Origin of the sequence: Variovorax sp. OAS795 (assembly GCF_040546685.1) — a bacterium.
Classification (GTDB): Bacteria; Pseudomonadota; Gammaproteobacteria; order Burkholderiales; family Burkholderiaceae_C; genus Variovorax.
This window is the reverse complement of sequence record NZ_JBEPOH010000001.1, coordinates 1,746,708-1,764,917: the sequence shown is the minus strand read 5'-3', so window position 1 is coordinate 1,764,917 and position 18,210 is coordinate 1,746,708. Positions and strand designations below refer to the sequence as shown.

20 protein-coding genes are annotated in these 18,210 nt (G+C 65.9%); 2 read left to right on the top strand and 18 right to left on the bottom strand.

From position 1 onward, the window contains the following. Nucleotides 1–2: 2 nt before the first annotated feature. Complete coding sequence (locus ABID97_RS08400; protein ID WP_354398066.1) at nt 3–1,265, top strand: Hsp70 family protein; 1,263 nt, start codon at nt 3–5, stop codon at nt 1,263–1,265. Then, nucleotides 1,262–1,804: a YgjP-like metallopeptidase domain-containing protein gene (locus tag ABID97_RS08395; protein ID WP_354398065.1), complete on the top strand. Its 543-nt coding sequence runs from the start codon at nt 1,262–1,264 to the stop codon at nt 1,802–1,804. Before ABID97_RS08400 ends, ABID97_RS08395 begins: the two co-directional genes overlap by 4 nt. A 7-nt stretch (nt 1,805–1,811) precedes the next feature. Here ABID97_RS08395 and nagZ read toward each other — a convergent pair whose 3' ends face one another. The 18 genes from nagZ to fabD form a co-directional block, all read right to left on the bottom strand. Beyond that, on the bottom strand, nt 1,812–2,918 hold the full coding sequence (gene nagZ / locus ABID97_RS08390; RefSeq protein ID WP_354398064.1) for a beta-N-acetylhexosaminidase: 1,107 nt from the start codon (nt 2,916–2,918) through the stop codon (nt 1,812–1,814). After that, nucleotides 2,915–3,316 (bottom strand): holo-ACP synthase, encoded by a 402-nt coding sequence (gene acpS / locus ABID97_RS08385; RefSeq protein ID WP_354398063.1) that lies wholly within the window; start codon nt 3,314–3,316, stop codon nt 2,915–2,917. The genes nagZ and acpS overlap by 4 nt, the downstream gene beginning before the upstream one ends. Before the next feature lie 13 nt (nt 3,317–3,329). Next, the gene (locus ABID97_RS08380) at nt 3,330–4,094 is read right to left on the bottom strand and encodes a pyridoxine 5'-phosphate synthase (RefSeq protein WP_354398062.1); all 765 of its coding nucleotides are present in this window, start codon (nt 4,092–4,094) and stop codon (nt 3,330–3,332) included. Then, a complete protein-coding gene (gene recO / locus ABID97_RS08375; protein WP_354398061.1) occupies nt 4,091–4,864 on the bottom strand; it encodes a DNA repair protein RecO in 774 nt (257 codons plus the stop codon). Before recO ends, ABID97_RS08380 begins: the two co-directional genes overlap by 4 nt. Before the next feature lies 1 nt (nt 4,865). Further along, a complete protein-coding gene (gene era / locus ABID97_RS08370; protein ID WP_503012759.1) occupies nt 4,866–5,831 on the bottom strand; it encodes a GTPase Era in 966 nt (321 codons plus the stop codon). A 7-nt stretch (nt 5,832–5,838) separates the two neighbouring features. Beyond that, the gene (rnc, locus tag ABID97_RS08365) at nt 5,839–6,525 is read right to left on the bottom strand and encodes a ribonuclease III (RefSeq protein ID WP_354398059.1); all 687 of its coding nucleotides are present in this window, start codon (nt 6,523–6,525) and stop codon (nt 5,839–5,841) included. 17 nt (nt 6,526–6,542) lie between these two features. Further along, a complete protein-coding gene (locus ABID97_RS08360) occupies nt 6,543–6,911 on the bottom strand; it encodes a DUF4845 domain-containing protein (protein ID WP_354398058.1) in 369 nt (122 codons plus the stop codon). 31 nt (nt 6,912–6,942) lie between these two features. After that, complete coding sequence (lepB, locus tag ABID97_RS08355; protein ID WP_354398057.1) at nt 6,943–7,908, bottom strand: signal peptidase I; 966 nt, start codon at nt 7,906–7,908, stop codon at nt 6,943–6,945. Nucleotides 7,909–7,916: 8 nt separating this feature from the next. Further along, entirely contained in the window at nt 7,917–9,728 is a 1,812-nt protein-coding gene (gene lepA, locus ABID97_RS08350; RefSeq protein ID WP_354398056.1) for a translation elongation factor 4, read from the bottom strand. 522 nt (nt 9,729–10,250) lie between these two features. Continuing rightward, nucleotides 10,251–11,747 carry a DegQ family serine endoprotease gene (locus ABID97_RS08345; protein ID WP_354398055.1) on the bottom strand — a complete coding sequence of 499 codons (1,497 nt, stop codon included), beginning with the start codon at nt 11,745–11,747 and terminating at the stop codon, nt 10,251–10,253. 95 nt (nt 11,748–11,842) lie between these two features. Next, nucleotides 11,843–12,910 carry a MucB/RseB C-terminal domain-containing protein gene (locus ABID97_RS08340; RefSeq protein WP_354398054.1) on the bottom strand — a complete coding sequence of 356 codons (1,068 nt, stop codon included), beginning with the start codon at nt 12,908–12,910 and terminating at the stop codon, nt 11,843–11,845. 21 nt (nt 12,911–12,931) lie between these two features. Then, nucleotides 12,932–13,597, bottom strand: a complete 666-nt coding sequence (locus ABID97_RS08335) for a sigma-E factor negative regulatory protein (RefSeq protein ID WP_354398053.1) — start codon at nt 13,595–13,597, stop codon at nt 12,932–12,934. A gap of 17 nt (nt 13,598–13,614) precedes the next feature. After that, on the bottom strand, nt 13,615–14,289 hold the full coding sequence (gene rpoE / locus ABID97_RS08330; RefSeq protein WP_354398052.1) for an RNA polymerase sigma factor RpoE: 675 nt from the start codon (nt 14,287–14,289) through the stop codon (nt 13,615–13,617). A 9-nt stretch (nt 14,290–14,298) separates the two neighbouring features. Further along, nucleotides 14,299–14,763: a hypothetical protein gene (locus ABID97_RS08325; protein ID WP_354398051.1), complete on the bottom strand. Its 465-nt coding sequence runs from the start codon at nt 14,761–14,763 to the stop codon at nt 14,299–14,301. Between the two features lie 31 nt (nt 14,764–14,794). Next, a complete protein-coding gene (gene fabF, locus ABID97_RS08320; RefSeq protein ID WP_354398050.1) occupies nt 14,795–16,039 on the bottom strand; it encodes a beta-ketoacyl-ACP synthase II in 1,245 nt (414 codons plus the stop codon). A gap of 96 nt (nt 16,040–16,135) precedes the next feature. Continuing rightward, a complete protein-coding gene (acpP, locus tag ABID97_RS08315) occupies nt 16,136–16,375 on the bottom strand; it encodes an acyl carrier protein (RefSeq protein WP_007830471.1) in 240 nt (79 codons plus the stop codon). Between the two features lie 99 nt (nt 16,376–16,474). Next, on the bottom strand, nt 16,475–17,221 hold the full coding sequence (gene fabG, locus ABID97_RS08310; RefSeq protein WP_354398048.1) for a 3-oxoacyl-ACP reductase FabG: 747 nt from the start codon (nt 17,219–17,221) through the stop codon (nt 16,475–16,477). Between the two features lie 25 nt (nt 17,222–17,246). Continuing rightward, the gene (gene fabD, locus ABID97_RS08305) at nt 17,247–18,200 is read right to left on the bottom strand and encodes an ACP S-malonyltransferase (RefSeq protein WP_354398047.1); all 954 of its coding nucleotides are present in this window, start codon (nt 18,198–18,200) and stop codon (nt 17,247–17,249) included. Between the last annotated feature and the right edge of the window lie 10 nt (nt 18,201–18,210).

Here is an 18,210-nt window from a genome sequence, read left to right as displayed (position 1 = left end):
GCGTGAAGTCCCCGTCGTCGCTGCCGACGATCGGCATCGACTTCGGCACCTCCAACTCCGCCGTCGCCTGCCGGGTCGATGGCGTGGCCCGGCTGCTGCCGATCGAGGGCACGGCCACCACCCTGCCCACGGCCATCTTCTTCAACGCCGAGGACCGCAGCACGCACTTCGGCCGCGAGGCCGTGGCGCTCTACCTTGCGGGCGTCGAAGGCCGCCTGATGCGCTCGCTGAAGAGCCTGCTCGGCAGCGCGCTGATGCAGGAGAAAACAGCCGTCTACGACGGCCTCGTGAGCTTCGAGGACATCATCGCGCGCTTTCTGCGCGAGCTTGCCGCGCGCGCGGGCCGCGAACTGGGCCGCGTGCCCGAGCGCGTGGTCATCGGCCGGCCGGTCCATTTCGTGGACGACGACTCCAGGCGCGACGAGCGCGCGGAAGAAAGCCTGCGCCATGCGGCCCGCGCCGCGGGTTTCCGCGACATCGCGTTCCAGCTCGAACCGATTGCCGCGGCCTTCGACTACGAACAGCGCATCACGAAAGAGTCGCTGGTGCTGATCGTGGACGTCGGCGGCGGCACCTCCGACTTCACCGTGGTGCGCGTGGGCCCGGACCGCGCCATGCGCGAGGACCGCAGCGACGACGTGCTGGCCACCAGCGGCGTGCACATCGGCGGCACCGACTTCGACCAGCGCCTGAACCTCGACCGCGTCATGCCGGAGTTCGGCTTTCGCCACACCGGACCGCAGGGGCGCGAAGTGCCGAGCAAGGTGTTTTTCGAGCTCTCGTCCTGGCACCTGATCAACTGGCTCTATGCCGCCAAGGCGGTTCGGCAGGCGAAAGACCTGCGCACCAGCTACAGCGACACGCGGCTGCACGACCGGCTGATGGCGGTACTCGAAGAACGCCACGGCCACCGCATCGCGAGCGAAGTCGAGCAGGCCAAGATCGATGCCTCGGTGAACGATGCGCTCACCGCCATCGACCTGTCGTGCGCCGAACCGGGCCTGGCCGCATCGCTCTCGCCCGCCGACATGGCGCAGCAGCTCTCTCCGCTGCTCGACAGCGTGATTGCCTGCGCGCATGCCTGCGTCAAGCGCGCGGGGCTGCGCAGCGGCGATCTCGATGCCATCTACCTGACCGGTGGTTCCTCGGCGCTGCGGCCATTCCAGCAAGCCCTGCGCAGGAGTTTCGCGGGCGTCAACCTCGTCGAGGGCGACTTGTTCGGCGGCGTGGCGACCGGGCTGGCCTGCGTGGGACCGGCGGCATGAAATACCTCGCGGGCTACCCACCCGCGCTGCTGGCGCAGGTCCAGCAACTGGTAGCGACCGTAGGGCTCGCACCCTTGCTGCGCAGCCGCTATCCCGGGCCCATGCACGACGTGCAGACCGATCGGGCGCTGTACGACTACGTGAGCGAGCTCAAGAGCGATTTCATGCGCAAGGCGCCGCCGCTGTCCAAGGTGGCGTTCGACAGCAAGCTGCATGTGATCCGCAACGCGCTCGGCACGCACACCACCGTCTCGCGCGTGCAGGGCAGCAAGCTCAAGGCCAAGCGCGAGATCCGCGTCGCGACCCTGTTCAAGGATGTGCCGCTCGACTGGCTGCGCATGATCGTGGTCCATGAGCTCGCGCACATGAAGGAGCGCGACCATGACAAGAGCTTCTATGCGCTGTGCGAACACATGGAGCCGGGCTACCACCGGCTGGAGTTCGACGTTCGGCTGTACCTGACGCACCTGGATTCGGGCGGCGAGCGGCTGTGGGCGAACCCGCAGCTGCCGACCCCGGCGTCCGGCAACGCCGCGTAGCAACGCCTCAGGCGCTCCTGTACGGTGGCGCGAGCCTGGCCTTTGCCAGCACCTGCCGCGCGCCTTTGTAGGCTTCTGATCCGGCCATCGCGGTCCATTCCGTCGATGGCAGGTCCGGCAGCAGTGCCCGCCGCCGCAGCTCGCTCTTCACGTCGGCTTGCCAGCGCCCTGCCCGTGCCGCAGCGGCGAAGCCATCGAGCAGTTCGTCGAGCGGCCGGCCTTCGCCGATGCTCTGGTTGCACAGCATCGCGAAATCGCAGCCGGCATCGAGCGCCGCCAGCGCGGCATCGGCATAGCTCAGCAGCTCGCCATCGATGTAGCGCCCTGCCTCCATGCTCAGGTCGTCGCTGAAGATGGCGCCATCGAACGCAAGCCGGCTGCGCAGGGTCTCCTGGAGCCAGCGCGGCGAAAAACCCGCGGGCCGCTTGTCGACCTTCGGATAGATCACATGCGCGGGCATCACCGCCGTGAGCGTGCCCGCGAGCCAGTCGTAGGGTTGCGCGTCCTCTGCCAGGATGGCCTTGAGGCTGCGCCGGTCCACCGGGATTTCGACGTGCGAATCGGCGGTCACGAAGCCGTGCCCCGGAAAATGCTTGCCGCAATGGCGCATGCCCATCTGCAGCATGCCGTGCATCAGGCTCTTGGCCAGCAGCGCCACCACGCGCGGGTCGCGGTGGAAACTGCGGTCGCCGATCACGCTGCTGCCGCCGTAGTCCAGGTCGAGCACCGGCGCAAAACTGAAGTCGATGCCGCAGGCGCGCAGCTCGGCGGCAAGCACCTGGCCCGTTGCCGTTGCGGCCTGCGTCGCGTGCATGGCATCGCGCATCCACAGCTCGCCGAGTGCGCGCATGGAGGGCAGCCGCGTGAAGCCATCGGTACGGAAGCGCTGCACGCGGCCCCCTTCGTGGTCCACGCAGATGAGCAGGTCGGGGCGCAGGGCCTTCAGCTCGGCATTGAGCGCCGCCATCTGGGCGCGGTCCCGCCAGTTGCGCGCGAAATGAATGACACCGCCGACCAGGGGGTTGGTGATGCGGCGGCGATCCGCATCGCTGAGTTCCGTGCCCGCCACGTCGATGATGAGGGGCGCGTGGGTGCTTGTCGTTGCCAGGGTCATGCCTCGTTCTTGTATTCGACCACGACGAAACTCGCGGCGTATTCGGTTTCGTCGGTCACGGTGACATGGGCCGTGAGGCCCTTGGCTTCGAACCAGTCCTTCAGTTCGCCGTGCAGCACGATGACGGGCTTGCCGCTGCGCAGGTTCGCAATCTCGCACGACCGCCAGGTCATCGGCATGCGCATGCCCAGGCCAATGGCCTTGCTGAAGGCCTCCTTGGCGGAAAAACGCGTCGCGAGATAGCTCAGCCCGCGCTTGGGCCAACGCTCGCTGCGAGCCTTCCAGACCGCGAACTCGGCGTCGCTGAGCACCCGGCGGGCAAAGCGTTCGCCCTGGCGTTCGAAGGTGGCGGCGATGCGCCGAAGATCGCAGATGTCGGTACCAATGCCGTAGATCATGCCGCTCCCGCGTTCACCCGGCTTCCTCGATGCAGCGCAGGTATTCCCGCGTCGTGGCGGCATAGCCGAGTTCGAGGGCATCGGCGATGAAGGCGTGCCCGATCGACACCTCCTGCACGCCGCGCACCGCGCGCAGGAACGCCGTGAGGTTGTCGCGGCTCAGGTCGTGGCCGGCGTTGATGCCGAGGCCCGCCGCCTGCGCCGCACGGGCCGCTTCGACATAGCGCGCCAGCACGGCCTGTTCACCCGGCGTGCCGCGCGACGCGGCGTAGCCTTCGGTATAGAGCTCGACGCGGTCCGCGCCCACTTCCCTGGCCGCGGCCATCTGGTCCGCAATGGGGTCCATGAACAGGCTCACGCGCACGCCCAGGGCCTTGGCCTCGGCAATGAGCGGGCGCAGGCGCGCGGCATCTTCGGGAAAGCTCCAGCCGTGGTCGCTGGTCGATTGAGTTTCGCTGTCGGGCACGAAGGTGGCCTGGTGCGGCTTCAGCGCGCGCACGAAGTCCATCAGGTTGTGGAACGGGTTGCCTTCGATGTTGAATTCGATCGCCGGCCAGTCCCTGGCCAGCAGCGCGGCCAGGTCGCTCACGTCGTGCGCGCGGATATGGCGCGCATCGGGCCGCGGATGCACGGTGATGCCTTGCGCCCCGGCGGCAAGGCAGGCCTCGGCGGCGACAGGCACGCTCGGAATACCGAGGGCGCGCGTGTTGCGCACCAGGGCGACCTTGTTCAGGTTGACCGACAGCGAGGTGGTAGCGGAATGGCCGGATGTGCTCATAGGGCTTGCAAATCTCTCATCATCTGCCGCGTACGCAGCGTGGACACACCGCAATGGTAGTTGAGCAAGGCGCGCAGCTGGTTCCTGAGGGCGCTGTTGCTGCCGGCGTTCATGGTCGCGACCTCCCGCAGCGTGGCAGTGAAAGGCGCGCGGTCGTCCAGCACGCCCTGCAGCGCCTGCCAGTCCGCGCCCGCCAGCGATGCCTCGCCCTCGGCCGCCAGCCGAAGGCCGGCTTCCGGCACCAGGCTGTAGCGGGACTCGGCCGCCAGCGGCTCGAGCGTGAGGGTCTGCACGTCGAGCGACGGCAAAAGGCCCACTTCGCGCAACAGCAGCAGCTCGAAGGCGCGCAACGCGGCGGCCTGGGTGGCCGCCTGCGCGCCGGCGTGGTCGCCCGCCAGCACCTGCACCACGCCCGCATAGGCGTCGAACAAGGCCTCGTGCGCGTCGTCGCGCGCCAGGAGGCGCAGCAGCAGTTCGTTGACGTAATAGCCCGAAAGCAGCGCCTCGCCGGTCGGCATGACGTGGCCGCCCATCCATTCGGCGCCCTTGAGCGTGCGGATCTCTGCGTCCCCGCCGTAGTTGAGTTGCAACGGCTGCAGCGGCAGCAGCACCGGCCTGAAATTGGAGCTCGGCCGTTTCGCGCCCTTGGCCACCAGCGCGATGCGCCCGTGGTGCCGGGTGAAGACCTCCAGGATCAGGCTCGACTCGCTCCAGTCGTAGCGATGGAGCACATACGCCGGTTCGTGCGAGACGCGGTGGGCAGTGGCCACTTCATTCGTAGCCGAACGAGCGCACGCGGGCCTCGTCGTCGGCCCAGCCGGAGCGCACTTTCACCCAGAGTTCGAGGAACACCTTGGCGTCGGCGAGCTTCTCGAGTTCGACGCGGGTCTCCATGCCGATGCGCTTGATGCGCTCGCCCTTGTCGCCGATCACCATGGCCTTGTGGCCGTCGCGTTCCACCACGATGGTGGCGGCAATGCGCAGCAGGCGCTTCTGGCCTTTTTTCTGGGGCGGCTCTTCCTCGAACTTGTCGATGATGACCGTCGAGGTGTAGGGCAGCTCGTCGCCGGTCAGGCGGAACAGCTTTTCGCGCACCAGCTCGCCGGCCAGGAATTTCTCGCTGCGGTCGGTGAGCTCGTCCTCGGCATAGAACCAGGGCTGCTCGGGCAGGTATTTCTCACAGATGCCGAACAGGCGCTCGACGTCCTTGGCGTTCTTGGCCGACATCGGCACGAACTCGGCAAAGGGGTGCTTCGCCTGCATGGTCTGCAGCCAGGGCGCAATGTCCCCGCGGCGGTGCACGTTGTCGAGCTTGTTGGCCAGGAGCACCGTCGGAATGCCCTTGCCGAGCAGCTTGAGCACCCGCTCGTCGGCCGGCGTGAAGCTGCCCGCCTCGACCACGAAAAGAATCAGGTCCACGTCGCCTACCGCACCCTGCACGGTCTTGTTGAGCGACTTGTTGAGCGCGTTGGCGTGCAGGGTCTGGAAACCCGGCGTGTCGACGAACACGAACTGCGTGGCACCGAGGGTGCGCATGCCCGTGATGCGGTGCCGCGTGGTCTGTGCCTTGCGCGAGGTGATGCTGATCTTCTGGCCCACCAGCGCGTTGAGCAGCGTCGACTTGCCCACGTTCGGCTTGCCGACAATGGCCACCAGGCCGCAGTGCCGGGGTCCTGCCGGGGCCGTATCGCCCGCTGCGTCGTCGGGGGCTGCTGCTGAATTCATAGCGTCGTTCATTCTGGTTTCACGCGGCTCCGCGTGCCTTGAGCCGGATCAACATGGCTGCCGCGGCAGCCTGCTCGCCGGCGCGTCGCGAGCCACCGATGCCGCGTTCGCGCAGGCCCAGCTCGGGCACCTCGCACTCGACATCGAAAGTCTGTTTGTGCGCGGCACCGAGCGTGGCTGCCACGCGGTACACCGGCAACTTCATTTTGTGACCCTGGAGCCATTCCTGCAATTCGGTCTTCGGGTCCTTGGCGACCGCGTCCATGCGCGGATTGATTTCCACCGACTCGTAGAGCCGGCGCACCAGCGCCTCCGCGGCCAAAAAGCCCGCATCGAGGTAGACCGCGCCGATCAGCGCTTCGAGTGCGTCGGCCAGGATCGAAGGCCGGTTGGGCCCGCCCGAGCGGGCCTCGCCCTCGCCGAGCCGCAGCAGGGGCGAGAGTTGCAGCTCCAGCGCCAGGCGATGCAGCGTGTCCTGCTTGACCAGGTTGGCCCGCACGCGCGACAGGTCGCCTTCGGGCAAGGCCGAAAGACGGGTGTAGAGCAGGTGCGAAACCGCGAGATTGAGCACGGAGTCGCCGAGAAACTCGAGCCGCTCGTTGTGGTCGGCCGAAAAACTGCGGTGCGTGAGCGCGAGCTGGAGCAACCGCGGGTCGGAGAACGAATGCTTGAGGCGCTCCTGCAGCGCCGGGAGGCCGCCGTCCACCTTGCGTGTCGCCGCGTTCAGCGGGTCTCGCCTTTGTACTTGAGCACCAGGTAGGCCGGGCCGAACAGGGGAATCTCCCGCTCGTAGGCATACGACACGACGACCTTGTCGCCGACCTTCTTGATGTCCAGGTCCTTGCCGGCGACCGACTTGAAGTCGTCGATGGCTTGGGCCCGGTCGAAGATGGCGCGCACTTCAGGCACGGTGGTGCCTTCCTTGGCCTTGTTGGCGGCCTTGTCGATCGCCTGGTATTCGATCAGCGTCGGGATGACCTGCGCGACGACGACGCCCAGGCAACCCAGCACCACGGCGACAAACACCAGGCCGATGAACGAAATGCCGCGCTGGTGCGCGGCCCCGCTGCGGATGGACCGATTTGCTCTCATGCCCTCATACCCCTCGAACAATGCTGACTGCTTATTGGAACGGACCGATGCGACCCAGGTCGCCGAAATTCATCCAGACGAAGAACGCCCTGCCCACGATGTTCTTGTCGGGCACGAAGCCCCAGAAACGCGAGTCCGCCGAATTATCGCGGTTGTCGCCCATCATGAAGTAGTTGCCGGCCGGCACCTTGCAAACCACGCCTTCGACGGAATAGCGGCAGTTGTCGCGAAACGGGAAATCGCTCGCGCCCTGGACGAAGGCCGGGCCGGCATCGTCGTTGAGCAGCCTGTGCTGCTTGCCGCCGAGGTCTTCGTTGAACTGCTTGAGCAGGCGCATCGAATCGTTGTCGAGGTAGTCGGGCATCGGGGTCTTGGAGACCGGCTGCCCGTTGATGGTGAGCTTCTTGTTCAGATAGGCGACCTCGTCGCCGGGGATGCCGACCACGCGCTTGATGTAGTCCATGCTCGGCTTGGGCGGGTAGCGGAACACCACCACGTCGCCGCGCGCCAGCGGCGTGCCGTCGGTGATCTTGGTGTTGATCACCGGCAGGCGCAGGCCGTAGGTGAACTTGTTGACCAGGATCAGGTCGCCGGTGAGCAGCGTCGGCATCATCGAACCCGAGGGGATCTTGAAAGGCTCGTAGAGGAAGGAGCGCAGCAGGAACACCACCAGGATCACGGGGAACAGCCCGGCCGTCCAGTCGAGCCACCACGGCTGCATCAACAGGCGCTCGCTGGCCTTGGCGTCCACCGTGTCCACCTGCGTGATGCCCTGGCCGGCCAGGCGCGCGTTGCGCTCGCTCAGCGAGGTCTCGAGGGCAGCGGCGGCGCGCTCGCGCCGGGGCATGAAGTAGAAGCGCTCGGCCAGCCAGTAGAGGCCGGTGACCACGGTGGCCAGGAACAGCAGCAGTGCGAAATTGCCTTCGATGGCGCCAAAGTACCAGGCACCGACGTAGCTGGCAAAGGCCGCGAGGACCAAAGTTGTGATGAATGCCATTTTTGAGATCAGTCTTCGACTTGCAGAATCGCGAGGAAGGCCTCTTGCGGGACCTCGACGGAGCCGATCTGCTTCATCCTTTTCTTGCCCGCTTTCTGCTTCTCGAGCAGCTTCTTCTTGCGGGTGATGTCGCCGCCGTAGCACTTGGCAAGAACGTTCTTGCGCAGCGCCTTGATTGTCTCACGCGCAATGATGTTGACCCCGATGGCCGCCTGGATCGCCACGTCGAACATCTGGCGCGAAATGATCTCGCGCATCTTCGACACCACGGCCCGGCCGCGGTATTGCGACTGGCTGCGGTGCACGATGATGGAAAGCGCGTCGACCTTCTCGCCGTTCAGCAGGATGTCGACCTTGACCACGTCGGACGCGCGGTACTCCTTGAACTCGTAGTCCATGGAGGCATAGCCCCGGCTGACGGACTTCAGCTTGTCGAAGAAGTCGAGCACGATCTCGCCGAGCGGCATCTCGTAGGTCAGCATGACCTGGCGACCGTGGTAGGCCATGTTCATCTGCACGCCGCGCTTCTGGTTGGCCAGTGTCATGACGGCGCCGACGTATTCCTGCGGCATGTAGAGATGCACGGTGACGATCGGCTCGCGGATCTCGCTCATCTTGCCGACATCGGGCATCTTTGACGGGTTCTCGACCATGATGACTTCGCCGTCGTTGCGCACCACCTGGTAGACCACGCTCGGCGCGGTCGTGATCAGGTCCTGGTCGAACTCGCGCTCCAGGCGTTCCTGCACGATCTCCATGTGCAGCAGCCCCAGGAAGCCACAGCGGAAGCCGAAGCCCAGCGCCTGGCTCACCTCGGGTTCGTAGCGCAGCGACGAATCGTTGAGCTTCAGTTTCTCGAGCGCGTCGCGCAGCGAGTCGTACTCGCTGGCTTCGGTCGGGTAGAGGCCGGCAAACACCTGCGGCTGGATTTCCTTGAAGCCCGGCAGTGCCTCGGTGGCGGTGGCGGCCGCGCCGCCCGTGCCCGGCTTGATGAGCGTCACGGTGTCGCCGACCTTGGCGGCCTGCAGTTCCTTGATGCCCGCGATGATGTAGCCCACCTCGCCAGCCTCGAGCGAGGCACGCGGTTCGTTGGCGGGCGTGAAGACGCCGACGTTGTCGGCGTTGTACATGGCTCCGGACGCCATCATCTTGATGCGCTCGCCCTTCACCAGCCGGCCGTCGACCACACGCACCAGCATGACGACGCCGACGTAGGGATCGAACCAGCTGTCGACGATCATCGCGCGCAGCGGACCGTCGGGATTGCCGCGCGGCGCGGGCATCTTGTGGACGATGGCTTCGAGGATCTCGTCGATGCCCAGGCCCGTCTTCGCGGAACACGGAATCGCGTCGGTCGCGTCGATGCCGATCACGTCTTCGATCTCGGTGCGCGCGTTGTCGGGATCCGCGTTGGGAAGATCCATCTTGTTGAGCACCGGTATCACTTCGACGCCGAGGTCGAGTGCGGTGTAGCAGTTGGCCACCGTCTGTGCTTCGACACCTTGCGATGCATCGACGACGAGCAACGCACCTTCACATGCTGACAGCGAGCGGCTCACTTCGTACGAGAAGTCGACGTGGCCCGGCGTGTCGATCAGATTGAGGTTGTAGACCTGTCCATCGAGTGCCTTGTAGTGCAGCGCAGCGGTCTGCGCCTTGATGGTTATCCCACGCTCTTTTTCGATGTCCATCGAGTCGAGCACCTGCGCTTCCATCTCGCGTTCCGCGAGGCCGCCGCAACGTTGGATCAAACGGTCTGCGAGCGTCGACTTGCCGTGGTCGATGTGCGCAATGATCGAAAAATTTCTGATGTGATTCATCAACGGGAACGCTTAAGTACTTGAATTGGCTCGGGCGCAGAGTGCGACAGGCAAGAAAAAAGGGCGCGTCTTCTGGAGACGCGCCCTGAACCAACAAGCAATGGCAACTGCAGTAGTTGGAACTTCATTGTAGGCAAAAAGGGAGGCACGTACATCCGGGGACAGGGTCAAAACGGGTCGTTGCAGGTCCACCACATCAAAGATATAAACAACTTATCCACAGGATCGGTGGAGCACTCTATGAACAACTTGTGGGCGATCTGTGGAGCAGCGGTGGACGGGTGTCTGACATCTCGCATGGTGGAGGAAACCGCCCTCCTTATGCATGGACTCACCGCCCAACGATGCCTATTCTACCGAAAACCGTCCTAAGCCCTCCACGAAGTTAGTGACCGCAAACAAATTTGGTGGGCTTTCCGCCCAAAAAATTTTTTTGAAGCGTGGCATCCGGGCGTCGCGAACACCTCAAAAAAAGGCCCCAAACCCGACTGACGGGTGGGGCCACTTGACGCCGGCGCCAGATCAGCGTGCGGGTCGGATCAGGGCATATTGCGCCCACTCCCCGCGGCGGAACAGCACGCTGAGCGGCTTGTTCTTGTCGGCCTTGGCAATCGCGGACTCGAATTCCTTGACGCTCGAGACCTCGATGTTGCCCACCGAGAGGATCACATCGCCTTCGCGCAGGCCGGCCTTGGCCGCGGCATCGGTTGCCGCGTCGATGCGCACGCCGCGAACCTTGAGCTCCTTCTTCTGCGCGTCGGTGAGGTCGCTGACAGCCAGGCCGAGCGACTTGCCCGCTGCCGACGACGGCTTGGGCTGGGGCTCCTCGCGATCCTGCGAGCGCTTGCCGGTGGGCTTGGCTTCGGGATCGCCTTCGGCCACGGTGATCGCGAGTTCGCGCGACGCGCCGTTGCGGAACAAGGTCAGCGTGCTCTTCACGCCGGGCTTGGTGCTGGCCACCGAGCGCGAGAGGTCGCTCGGCGTCTCGATGACCTTGTCGCCGTACTTGGTGATGATGTCGCCTTCGCGCACGCCGGCCTTGTCGGCCGCCGAGCCCGGCACCACGCTGTTCACGAGCGCGCCGCGGGCTTTGCCGAGGCCGATCGATTCGGCCACGTCCTTGGAGACCGTGCCGATGGTGACGCCGATCAGGCCGCGCGAAACCCGGCCGGTGGCGCGCAGCTGGTCGCTGACGCGGATGGCTTCATCGATGGGGATCGAGAACGAGATGCCCATGTAGCCGCCCGAGCGCGAATAGATCTGGCTGTTGATGCCGACCACTTCGCCGCGCAGGTTGATGAGCGGGCCGCCAGAGTTGCCGGGGTTGATGGCAACGTCGGTCTGGATGAGCGGCACCAGGTCGCCGGTGTCGCGCTGCTTGGCGCTCACGATGCCCGCAGTCACGGTGTTCTCGAGGCCGAAGGGCGAACCGATCGCCATCACCCATTCGCCGACGCGCAGCTTGGAGATGTCGCCGATCCGGACCACCGGCAGGCTGGTTGCCTCGATCTTCACGACGGCCACGTCGCTGCGCTTGTCGGCGCCGATGAGCTTGGCCTTGAACTCGCGCTTGTCCGTCAGCGTGACGACGATTTCGGATGCGTCCTCGATCACGTGCGCATTGGTCATGACGTAGCCGTCGGCGCTCAGGATGAATCCCGAACCCACGCCACGCGGACGCTCTTCCTCCTGGGGCTGCTGCGGCCGGTTCGGACGCGGACCGGGGCGCGGATTGCCCGGCAACGGCTGCCCGAAAAAGCGCCGGAAGAATTCCTGCATTTCCTCGTCCATTTCGCCGCCGCTGCCGCCGCCGCGCGCGGCAACCTTCTCGACGGTGCGTATGCCGACCACCGCGGGACCCACCTGCTCCACCAGATCGGCGAAGTCGGGCAATCCGCGAGCCTGGGCCGTCTGCGCCGCGGCGGGTGTTGCGGGCAGGAAACCCGCCGCAGCCGAGCAGGCCACGCCAAATGCGAAGAGATAGGAACGAAGCTTGTGTCCCTCGACTTTGAACATCATCGGTTTTCTTTCAAAAGAACAGAGAGCAGCCAAATGAAGATCTATGAGTCGGCGAAGCGGACTTGGTTCAGCGCCGGCGGCGTGGGCACGACAGATCAGCGCGTGCGAGCGAGACTTTGTGCAAACGCATTGAGGGTCTGCTGCGGGACCTCGCCCACGGCGGTGAGCCACCAATCGTTGGCCGGCTCGGGCAATCGCCGGCGGATGGCGTTGGTTGCACCGATCGTCAACACACCGTCGGCCGGCGCGCGTTTCTCATCGTAGCGCTCGATAAAAAGCGACACCGAGGCAAGGCCATCGGAGAAGGTCCACTGGACGGTTCGATCCTGTCCGGCCTTGTCGCCGGCAGCCGGCCGGCGATAGAAGCTGCGGGGCTTGAAGCCGGCCACGGGCGACTTGAGCACCCAGCCCTCGTCCTGGGCGCTGGTGCGCTCCAGTTCGAGTTTCTCGATGCGATAGCCGCCGGTGTTGGACATCATCTGCGACAGGGCCTGCGCCTTGACGGGCGCATCGAGCTGCAGCTCGGAAAAGGCCGACTGCTCGACGACGCGGGAATCGCTGTCGATGGTCTGGAGCTTCACGACGAGGCCGGAGCGGCGCTCGCTCCAGATCCGGTAGCCGAAGCGCAGCGCGTCGTGCGGCACCAGTTGCACCACATCGGCATCGAAGCCGGCCACGCGGTCCTTGCCGATGGCGCGGACATCGTAGAAGTCGCCGATCGACGAGTCGGGCTTGTCGGGCAGGTTGGGAAAAAGGTCGAGGTTCTCGCGCTTCTCGACCTTCACGACCTTCGCCTCCGGCAGGAAGGTCATCACGTGGTGGTTGCGCCTGAACGTGGAGCGCGGCGGCCCCGACAGGGCCTCGATGCGCTCGATCTGCATGTCGCCGTCGCGCACATGCCAGATGCGGGCGCTCGACAGGTCGCCGCCGGCGGCTGAAACCACGAAGGTACCGACGTAGTTACGCTGCCGCGCTCCAGCGTGCATGCGCTGCAGCCACTCGACCACACCCATGGCCGGAGGCGCGTCGCCAGCCTGCGCCGTGGCCGCGCCGCGGGCACTGGCCTGGCCGGGCCGGGTCTGCGCCGCGGCGATCTGCACCAGACAAAAAGCAGCGAACATCAGCGCGAGCGCGCGTGCAGGAATCGGCATCTGGACGGTCATGGAAACGACGGCACGCGCGCGTCAGCGCGTCGGGCCTTCGAAAGTCGCATTGCGCAGGAAACCTGAGGGCATTTGCGAAGCACCGCCGGCTTGCTGGTGCGCTTCGAGCAACTGGTCGAGCCGCGGATCGCGCAGCATGACCTGCGGGCTTCCGTTGCCGACCACCACGCGGGTCGAAGCCAGCGGCGCGGTGGCGGCCGACGGGTTGCCGGGGGCCGCGGCCGCGAGCACCGCGTTGGCTGCCGGTTGCTGCTGCAGCGCCAACTGGGCACCCGGAGACGGAACGGCCGCGCCGTTGCCGACCAGGGTCCAGCTGATGGCCGCAACCGCCACCAGCGATGCGGCGCCAGCCACGAGCTTCCAGCGAAACACCGGCTCGTTGGCTGCATCGGCCTTGTGCCGTACCGCGACGGCCACAGGCGCCGCAACGGGCGCAGCGAGCGGCGCCACCGCCACGGGTTCGGCGGCCAGGCGCTGCTGGAACCGGGCGAGGAACGCATTGCCGTCCTGGCATGGCGAATGCGCACCTGAACGCAGCACGTCGCCCACCAGGTGGTAGGCGCTCCAGGCCCGGTGGGCCTCGTCGTCGGTGCAGACGGCCTCGATGGCCCGCGCGAAATCAGCGCCCTGCAAATGACCATCCGCCAGTGCGGACACCTGCTCACGAACCGTCATTGTCTGATTCATTTCATTCACCTGCTTACCTACCAACGCTTGCCGGACTGGTTGTCCAGCAGCGGTTTGACCCTGGCCGAAATGGCCTCGCGCGCCCGGAAAATACGCGAGCGCACGGTGCCGATCGGGCAATCCATGACCTCGGCAATCTCTTCGTAACTCATGCCCTCGATCTCGCGCAGGGTGACCGCCTGGCGCAGCTCGGAGGGGAGCGCTTCCATGGCGGCCTCGACCACGCGGGCAATTTCATTGGCCGCGAGGATCGATTCGGGGGTTTCGTCGCTGATTGGTTCGTTTCCGGGCCGGTAAGTTTCATCGTCCTCGTCAGAAGACGGCCGCATGGCGCTTTCGGAAATGGTCGGGTCGCGCTTCATGTCGACCAGGGCCTTCTTGGCGGTATTCACCGCGATGCGGTAGAGCCAGGTGTAGAACTGGGCGTCGCCGCGGAACTGATGCAGCGCGCGGTAGGCACGGATGAAGGTCTCCTGCGCGATGTCCTCGACCAGGTCGACGTCGCGCACCATGCGCCCGATCAGCCGCTCGATGCGTCGCTGGTACTTGATGACCAGCAGCTCGAACGCCTTCTGGTCACCCGCGACCGTGCGCTGGACCAGCTGCAGGTCGACCTCGCCGGGACGCGGCGCCTCTACGGACGCATCGGGCAAGCCGGAGTCCGGTGGCACTGGCGGCGGAGAAGTGGTCATCGGGGAGGTTCAGGGCGCATCGGCGGGAGCGGCTGCTCGCCAAGGCTCGCCGGCCGGCAAAGCGGACGGGGCGCGCGAATATACCGCACGGCGCAGGTCCCGCCAGCGTTCCGGCATGGCGCGCTGCTCGATCCAGACCCACCGGCTCGCACGGCCCGGCTCGGCCAGCCGGACCAGCAGAAGCGACTGGAGATCGAGCGCCACGGCGGCCCGCGCCGAATGAACCGCCCGGCCAGGATGGGCGCCTTTCAGCGCCCAGCCCAGTCCGTCGAAGTGCAGTTCACCGGCCCCGTCGCTTCGCAGCCCGAGCCCGGCCGCGAGGCCCGACAGCAGGACGCTCAGGACCAGCAGCAGCTGGCGCCAGCCGGCACCATCGATGAGATAGCACGACAGGCCCGCGCAGCCTGCACCCAGGGCCCACGTCGCAATCAGTGTCCGGGTTGCGCCGCGCGAGCGCCCCACCGGGTATGTCACCGACGGCGCGCTGTGCATGAAAGAGCAAGGCTCAAGCGCGCTTGAACACCAGCGTGCCGTTGGTGCCGCCGAAGCCGAAGTTGTTCTTGACCGCGACATCGATCTTGAGATCGCGCGCCTCGTTGGCGCAGTAGTCGAGGTCGCACTCCGGATCTTGATTGAAGATGTTGATGGTCGGCGGGCTCTTCTGGTGATGCAGTGCGAGCACCGTGAACACCGACTCGATGCCGCCGGCGCCGCCGAGCAGGTGGCCGGTCATCGACTTGGTCGAATTGACGACCAGCTTCTTCGCGTGGTTGCCGAACGCCAGCTTGACCGCATTGGTCTCATTGAGGTCACCGATCTGCGTGGAAGTGCCGTGTGCATTGAGGTACTGCACCTCGTCGGCATTGACGCCCGCATTGGCCAGCGCCATGGCCATCGAGCGGCGGGGGCCGTCGACGTCGGGCGCGGTCATGTGGTAGGCGTCGCCGGTCAGGCCGAAGCCTGCGACTTCCGCATAGATCTTGGCTCCGCGCGCCTTGGCATGCTCGTACTCTTCGAGCACCAGCACGCCCGCGCCCTCGCCCAGCACGAAGCCGTCGCGGTCCTTGTCCCAAGGGCGCGAGGCCGTCGCGGGATCGTCGTTGCGCGTGCTGAGTGCACGCGGCGCGGTGAAGCCGCCGATGCCGAGCGGGGAAATCGTCGACTCGGCGCCGCCCGCGATCATCACGTCGGCGTCGCCGTACTCGATCATGCGCGCCGACGTGCCGATGGCGTGCAGGCCGGTGGTGCACGCGGTAACGACCGCGATGTTCGGGCCCTTGAAGCCGTACTTGATCGAGACGTGGCCCGAGATCATGTTGATGATCGAGGCCGGCACGAAGAACGGCGAGATGCGGCGCGGGCCGCGGCTCGCGTATTCGCCGTGCGTCTCCTCGATCATCGGCAGGCCGCCGATGCCCGAGCCGATGTTGCAGCCGATGCGCACTGCCTTTTCATAGGGCAGCGCTTCACCGGTCGGCAATCCGCTGTCTTGCACTGCCTGGACGGCAGCGGCAAGCCCGAGATGAATGAAGCGGTCCATGTGGCGCGCTTCCTTCTCGGAAATGTATTGGGTGATGTCGAAACCCTTCACCTCGCCCGCGAACTTGCAGGCGAAGGCGCTTGCATCGAAGGCTGTGATGTTCGCAATGCCCGAATTCCCGGCCAACAGGTTGGCCCAGGATTCGGTCACCGAGTTTCCGACAGGAGCGATGCAACCGAGTCCGGTCACGACGACGCGGCGTTTGGTCATGCCGGCAAACCTTTCTGGAAGCGCTGGATACCTGCGGGCGGCGCGTACGGGCTCGATGAAAAGCGCCGCCGGCCGTGGCAGTTCCAGCTGGCCCGATCAGGCCTTTTGATTCTTGGTGGCGTAGTCGACGGCGTTTTGCACCGTGGTGATCTTCTCGGCGTCTTCATCGGGAATTTCGATGCCGAATTCGTCTTCGAGTGCCATCACCAGTTCGACCGTGTCGAGCGAGTCCGCACCGAGGTCGGCCACGAAAGCCTTCTCGTTGGTTACTTGGGACTCTTCCACGCCGAGTTGCTCGGCGATGATTTTCTTGACACGTGCTTCGATATCGCTCATTTGGTTCCCTCTGAGGGTTGTAGGTAATGGGTGGATTTTAGCCGGGCGCATTGTGGCATTTGCCGTGCACCCGGTGCGGGGAAAGATTGCGCCTTGCGGCTACTGCATGTACATGCCGCCGTTGACGTGCAGTTCCTGGCCCGTCACATAGGAAGCCTGCGGCGACGCGAGATAGGCGACCGCATGCGCGATGTCGGCCGGCTTGCCCAGGTGGCCCAGCGGAATCTGTTGGAGGAGCGCCTGTTGCTGGGCTTCGGGCAGGCTGGCCGTCATGTCGGTCTCGATGAAGCCCGGCGCGACGCAGTTGACCGTGATGTTGCGGCTGCCGAGTTCGCGGGCGAGCGCGCGGGTCATGCCCGCGACGCCGGCCTTGGCAGCCGCGTAGTTGGCCTGGCCGGCATTGCCGGAGGCGCCGACCACGCTCGTGATGCTGATGATGCGGCCGTAGCGCTGCTTCATCATCGGACGGATGACCGCGCGCGACAGGCGGAACACGGCCTTGAGATTGGTGTCGAGCACGGCATCCCAGTCGTCGTCCTTCATGCGCATGGCGAGCGTGTCGCGCGTGATGCCGGCGTTGTTGACCAGGACGTGGATGGCACCATAAGCCTGCACGATTTCGTCGATCAGCGCTTCGACGGCCGCAGCGTCGTTCACGTTGAGCGCGCGGCCACGGCCGTCGAAGGCGCTCAGGGCGCCGGTGATCTTCGCGGCGCTGTCCTCGGTGGTGCCGGTACCCACCACCTTGAGGCCGCGCTGTGCCAGTTCGAGCGCAATGGACGCGCCGATGCCGCGCGACGCGCCGGTGACCAGGGCGACTTGCCCTTCGAATTTGGGAATGCTCATAAAAGTGTCGAGGGCCTTGCGCCGTTCAGCCGGCGAGCAGTTGTCGGGTGTCCGCGAGGGTTGCCGGGTCGTACACGGACGCGGCTTCGAGATCGGGGGCGATGCGCTTGACCATGCCGGCCAGCACCTTGCCCGGCCCGCACTCGATGATGGAGGCTATGCCGCGCAGTTTCAAGGCCTGCATGCTTTCGACCCATCGAACCGGGCCGGCCGCCTGCCGCACCAGGGCGTCGCGGATGCGTTCCGGGTCGGTCTCGACGGCCACGTCGATGTTGTTCAGCACCGGGATCTGCGGGGCGGCGAAGCTGACGGTGGTGAGCTTTTCGCGCAGCGCTTCCGCGGCGGGCTTCATCAGGCTCGAATGGAAGGGTGCCGAGACGGGCAGCAGCAGCGCGCGCTTGGCGCCATGGGCCTTGAGCAGTTCGCAAGCCTTGTCGACGGCCGCCTTGCTGCCGGCGATCACGGTTTGCATCGGGTCGTTGAAATTCACCGCCTCGACGATCTCGGCGCTTCCCGCGCCAAACGATGCGGTCGCTTCCGCGCAGCCGGCCACCACCTTGGCAGAGTCCATGCCGAGGACGGCCGCCATGGCGCCCACGCCAACCGGCACGGCCTGCTGCATGGCGCGTGCCCGGAACCGCACCAGCGGCGCGGCTTGCGCCAATGTGAGGACACCGGAGGCCACCAGCGCCGAATATTCGCCGAGCGAATGTCCTGCGACGACGGAAGGGGCTGCGCCACCCTCGGCCAGCCAGGCGCGCCAGGCGGCAACACCGGCCACCAGCATCACCGGTTGGGTGTTGGTGGTGAGGGCCAGCTCTTCCTTGGGGCCGTTCTTGATCAGCGCCGCAACGTCTTCACCCAGTGCCTCGGAGGCTTCGCGCAGGGTTTCGGCCACGGCCGGGTGGTCGCCCCACGCGTCGAGCATGCCGACCGCCTGCGAGCCCTGGCCCGGAAAGACAAAAGCAAAGGATTTCATGGTTTCTAGC

Excerpts from the sequence above, each read along its gene's own strand:
- ABID97_RS08345 (WP_354398055.1), bottom strand. The coding sequence starts at position 11,747 with ATGATGTTCAAAGTCGAGGGACACAAGCTTCGTTCCTATCTCTTCGCA.
- acpS (WP_354398063.1), bottom strand. The coding sequence starts at position 3,316 with ATGATCTACGGCATTGGTACCGACATCTGCGATCTTCGGCGCATCGCC.
- acpP (WP_007830471.1), bottom strand. The coding sequence starts at position 16,375 with ATGAGCGATATCGAAGCACGTGTCAAGAAAATCATCGCCGAGCAACTC.
- fabF (WP_354398050.1), bottom strand. The coding sequence starts at position 16,039 with ATGACCAAACGCCGCGTCGTCGTGACCGGACTCGGTTGCATCGCTCCT.
- fabG (WP_354398048.1), bottom strand. The coding sequence starts at position 17,221 with ATGAGCATTCCCAAATTCGAAGGGCAAGTCGCCCTGGTCACCGGCGCG.
- rpoE (WP_354398052.1), bottom strand. The coding sequence starts at position 14,289 with ATGACCACTTCTCCGCCGCCAGTGCCACCGGACTCCGGCTTGCCCGAT.
- era (WP_503012759.1), bottom strand. The coding sequence starts at position 5,831 with ATGAACGACGCTATGAATTCAGCAGCAGCCCCCGACGACGCAGCGGGC.
- nagZ (WP_354398064.1), bottom strand. The coding sequence starts at position 2,918 with ATGACCCTGGCAACGACAAGCACCCACGCGCCCCTCATCATCGACGTG.
- fabD (WP_354398047.1), bottom strand. The coding sequence starts at position 18,200 with ATGAAATCCTTTGCTTTTGTCTTTCCGGGCCAGGGCTCGCAGGCGGTC.
- ABID97_RS08340 (WP_354398054.1), bottom strand. The coding sequence starts at position 12,910 with ATGACCGTCCAGATGCCGATTCCTGCACGCGCGCTCGCGCTGATGTTC.
- lepA (WP_354398056.1), bottom strand. The coding sequence starts at position 9,728 with ATGAATCACATCAGAAATTTTTCGATCATTGCGCACATCGACCACGGC.
- ABID97_RS08380 (WP_354398062.1), bottom strand. The coding sequence starts at position 4,094 with ATGAGCACATCCGGCCATTCCGCTACCACCTCGCTGTCGGTCAACCTG.
- ABID97_RS08395 (WP_354398065.1), top strand. The coding sequence starts at position 1,262 with ATGAAATACCTCGCGGGCTACCCACCCGCGCTGCTGGCGCAGGTCCAG.
- lepB (WP_354398057.1), bottom strand. The coding sequence starts at position 7,908 with ATGGCATTCATCACAACTTTGGTCCTCGCGGCCTTTGCCAGCTACGTC.
- ABID97_RS08360 (WP_354398058.1), bottom strand. The coding sequence starts at position 6,911 with ATGAGAGCAAATCGGTCCATCCGCAGCGGGGCCGCGCACCAGCGCGGC.
- ABID97_RS08335 (WP_354398053.1), bottom strand. The coding sequence starts at position 13,597 with ATGAATCAGACAATGACGGTTCGTGAGCAGGTGTCCGCACTGGCGGAT.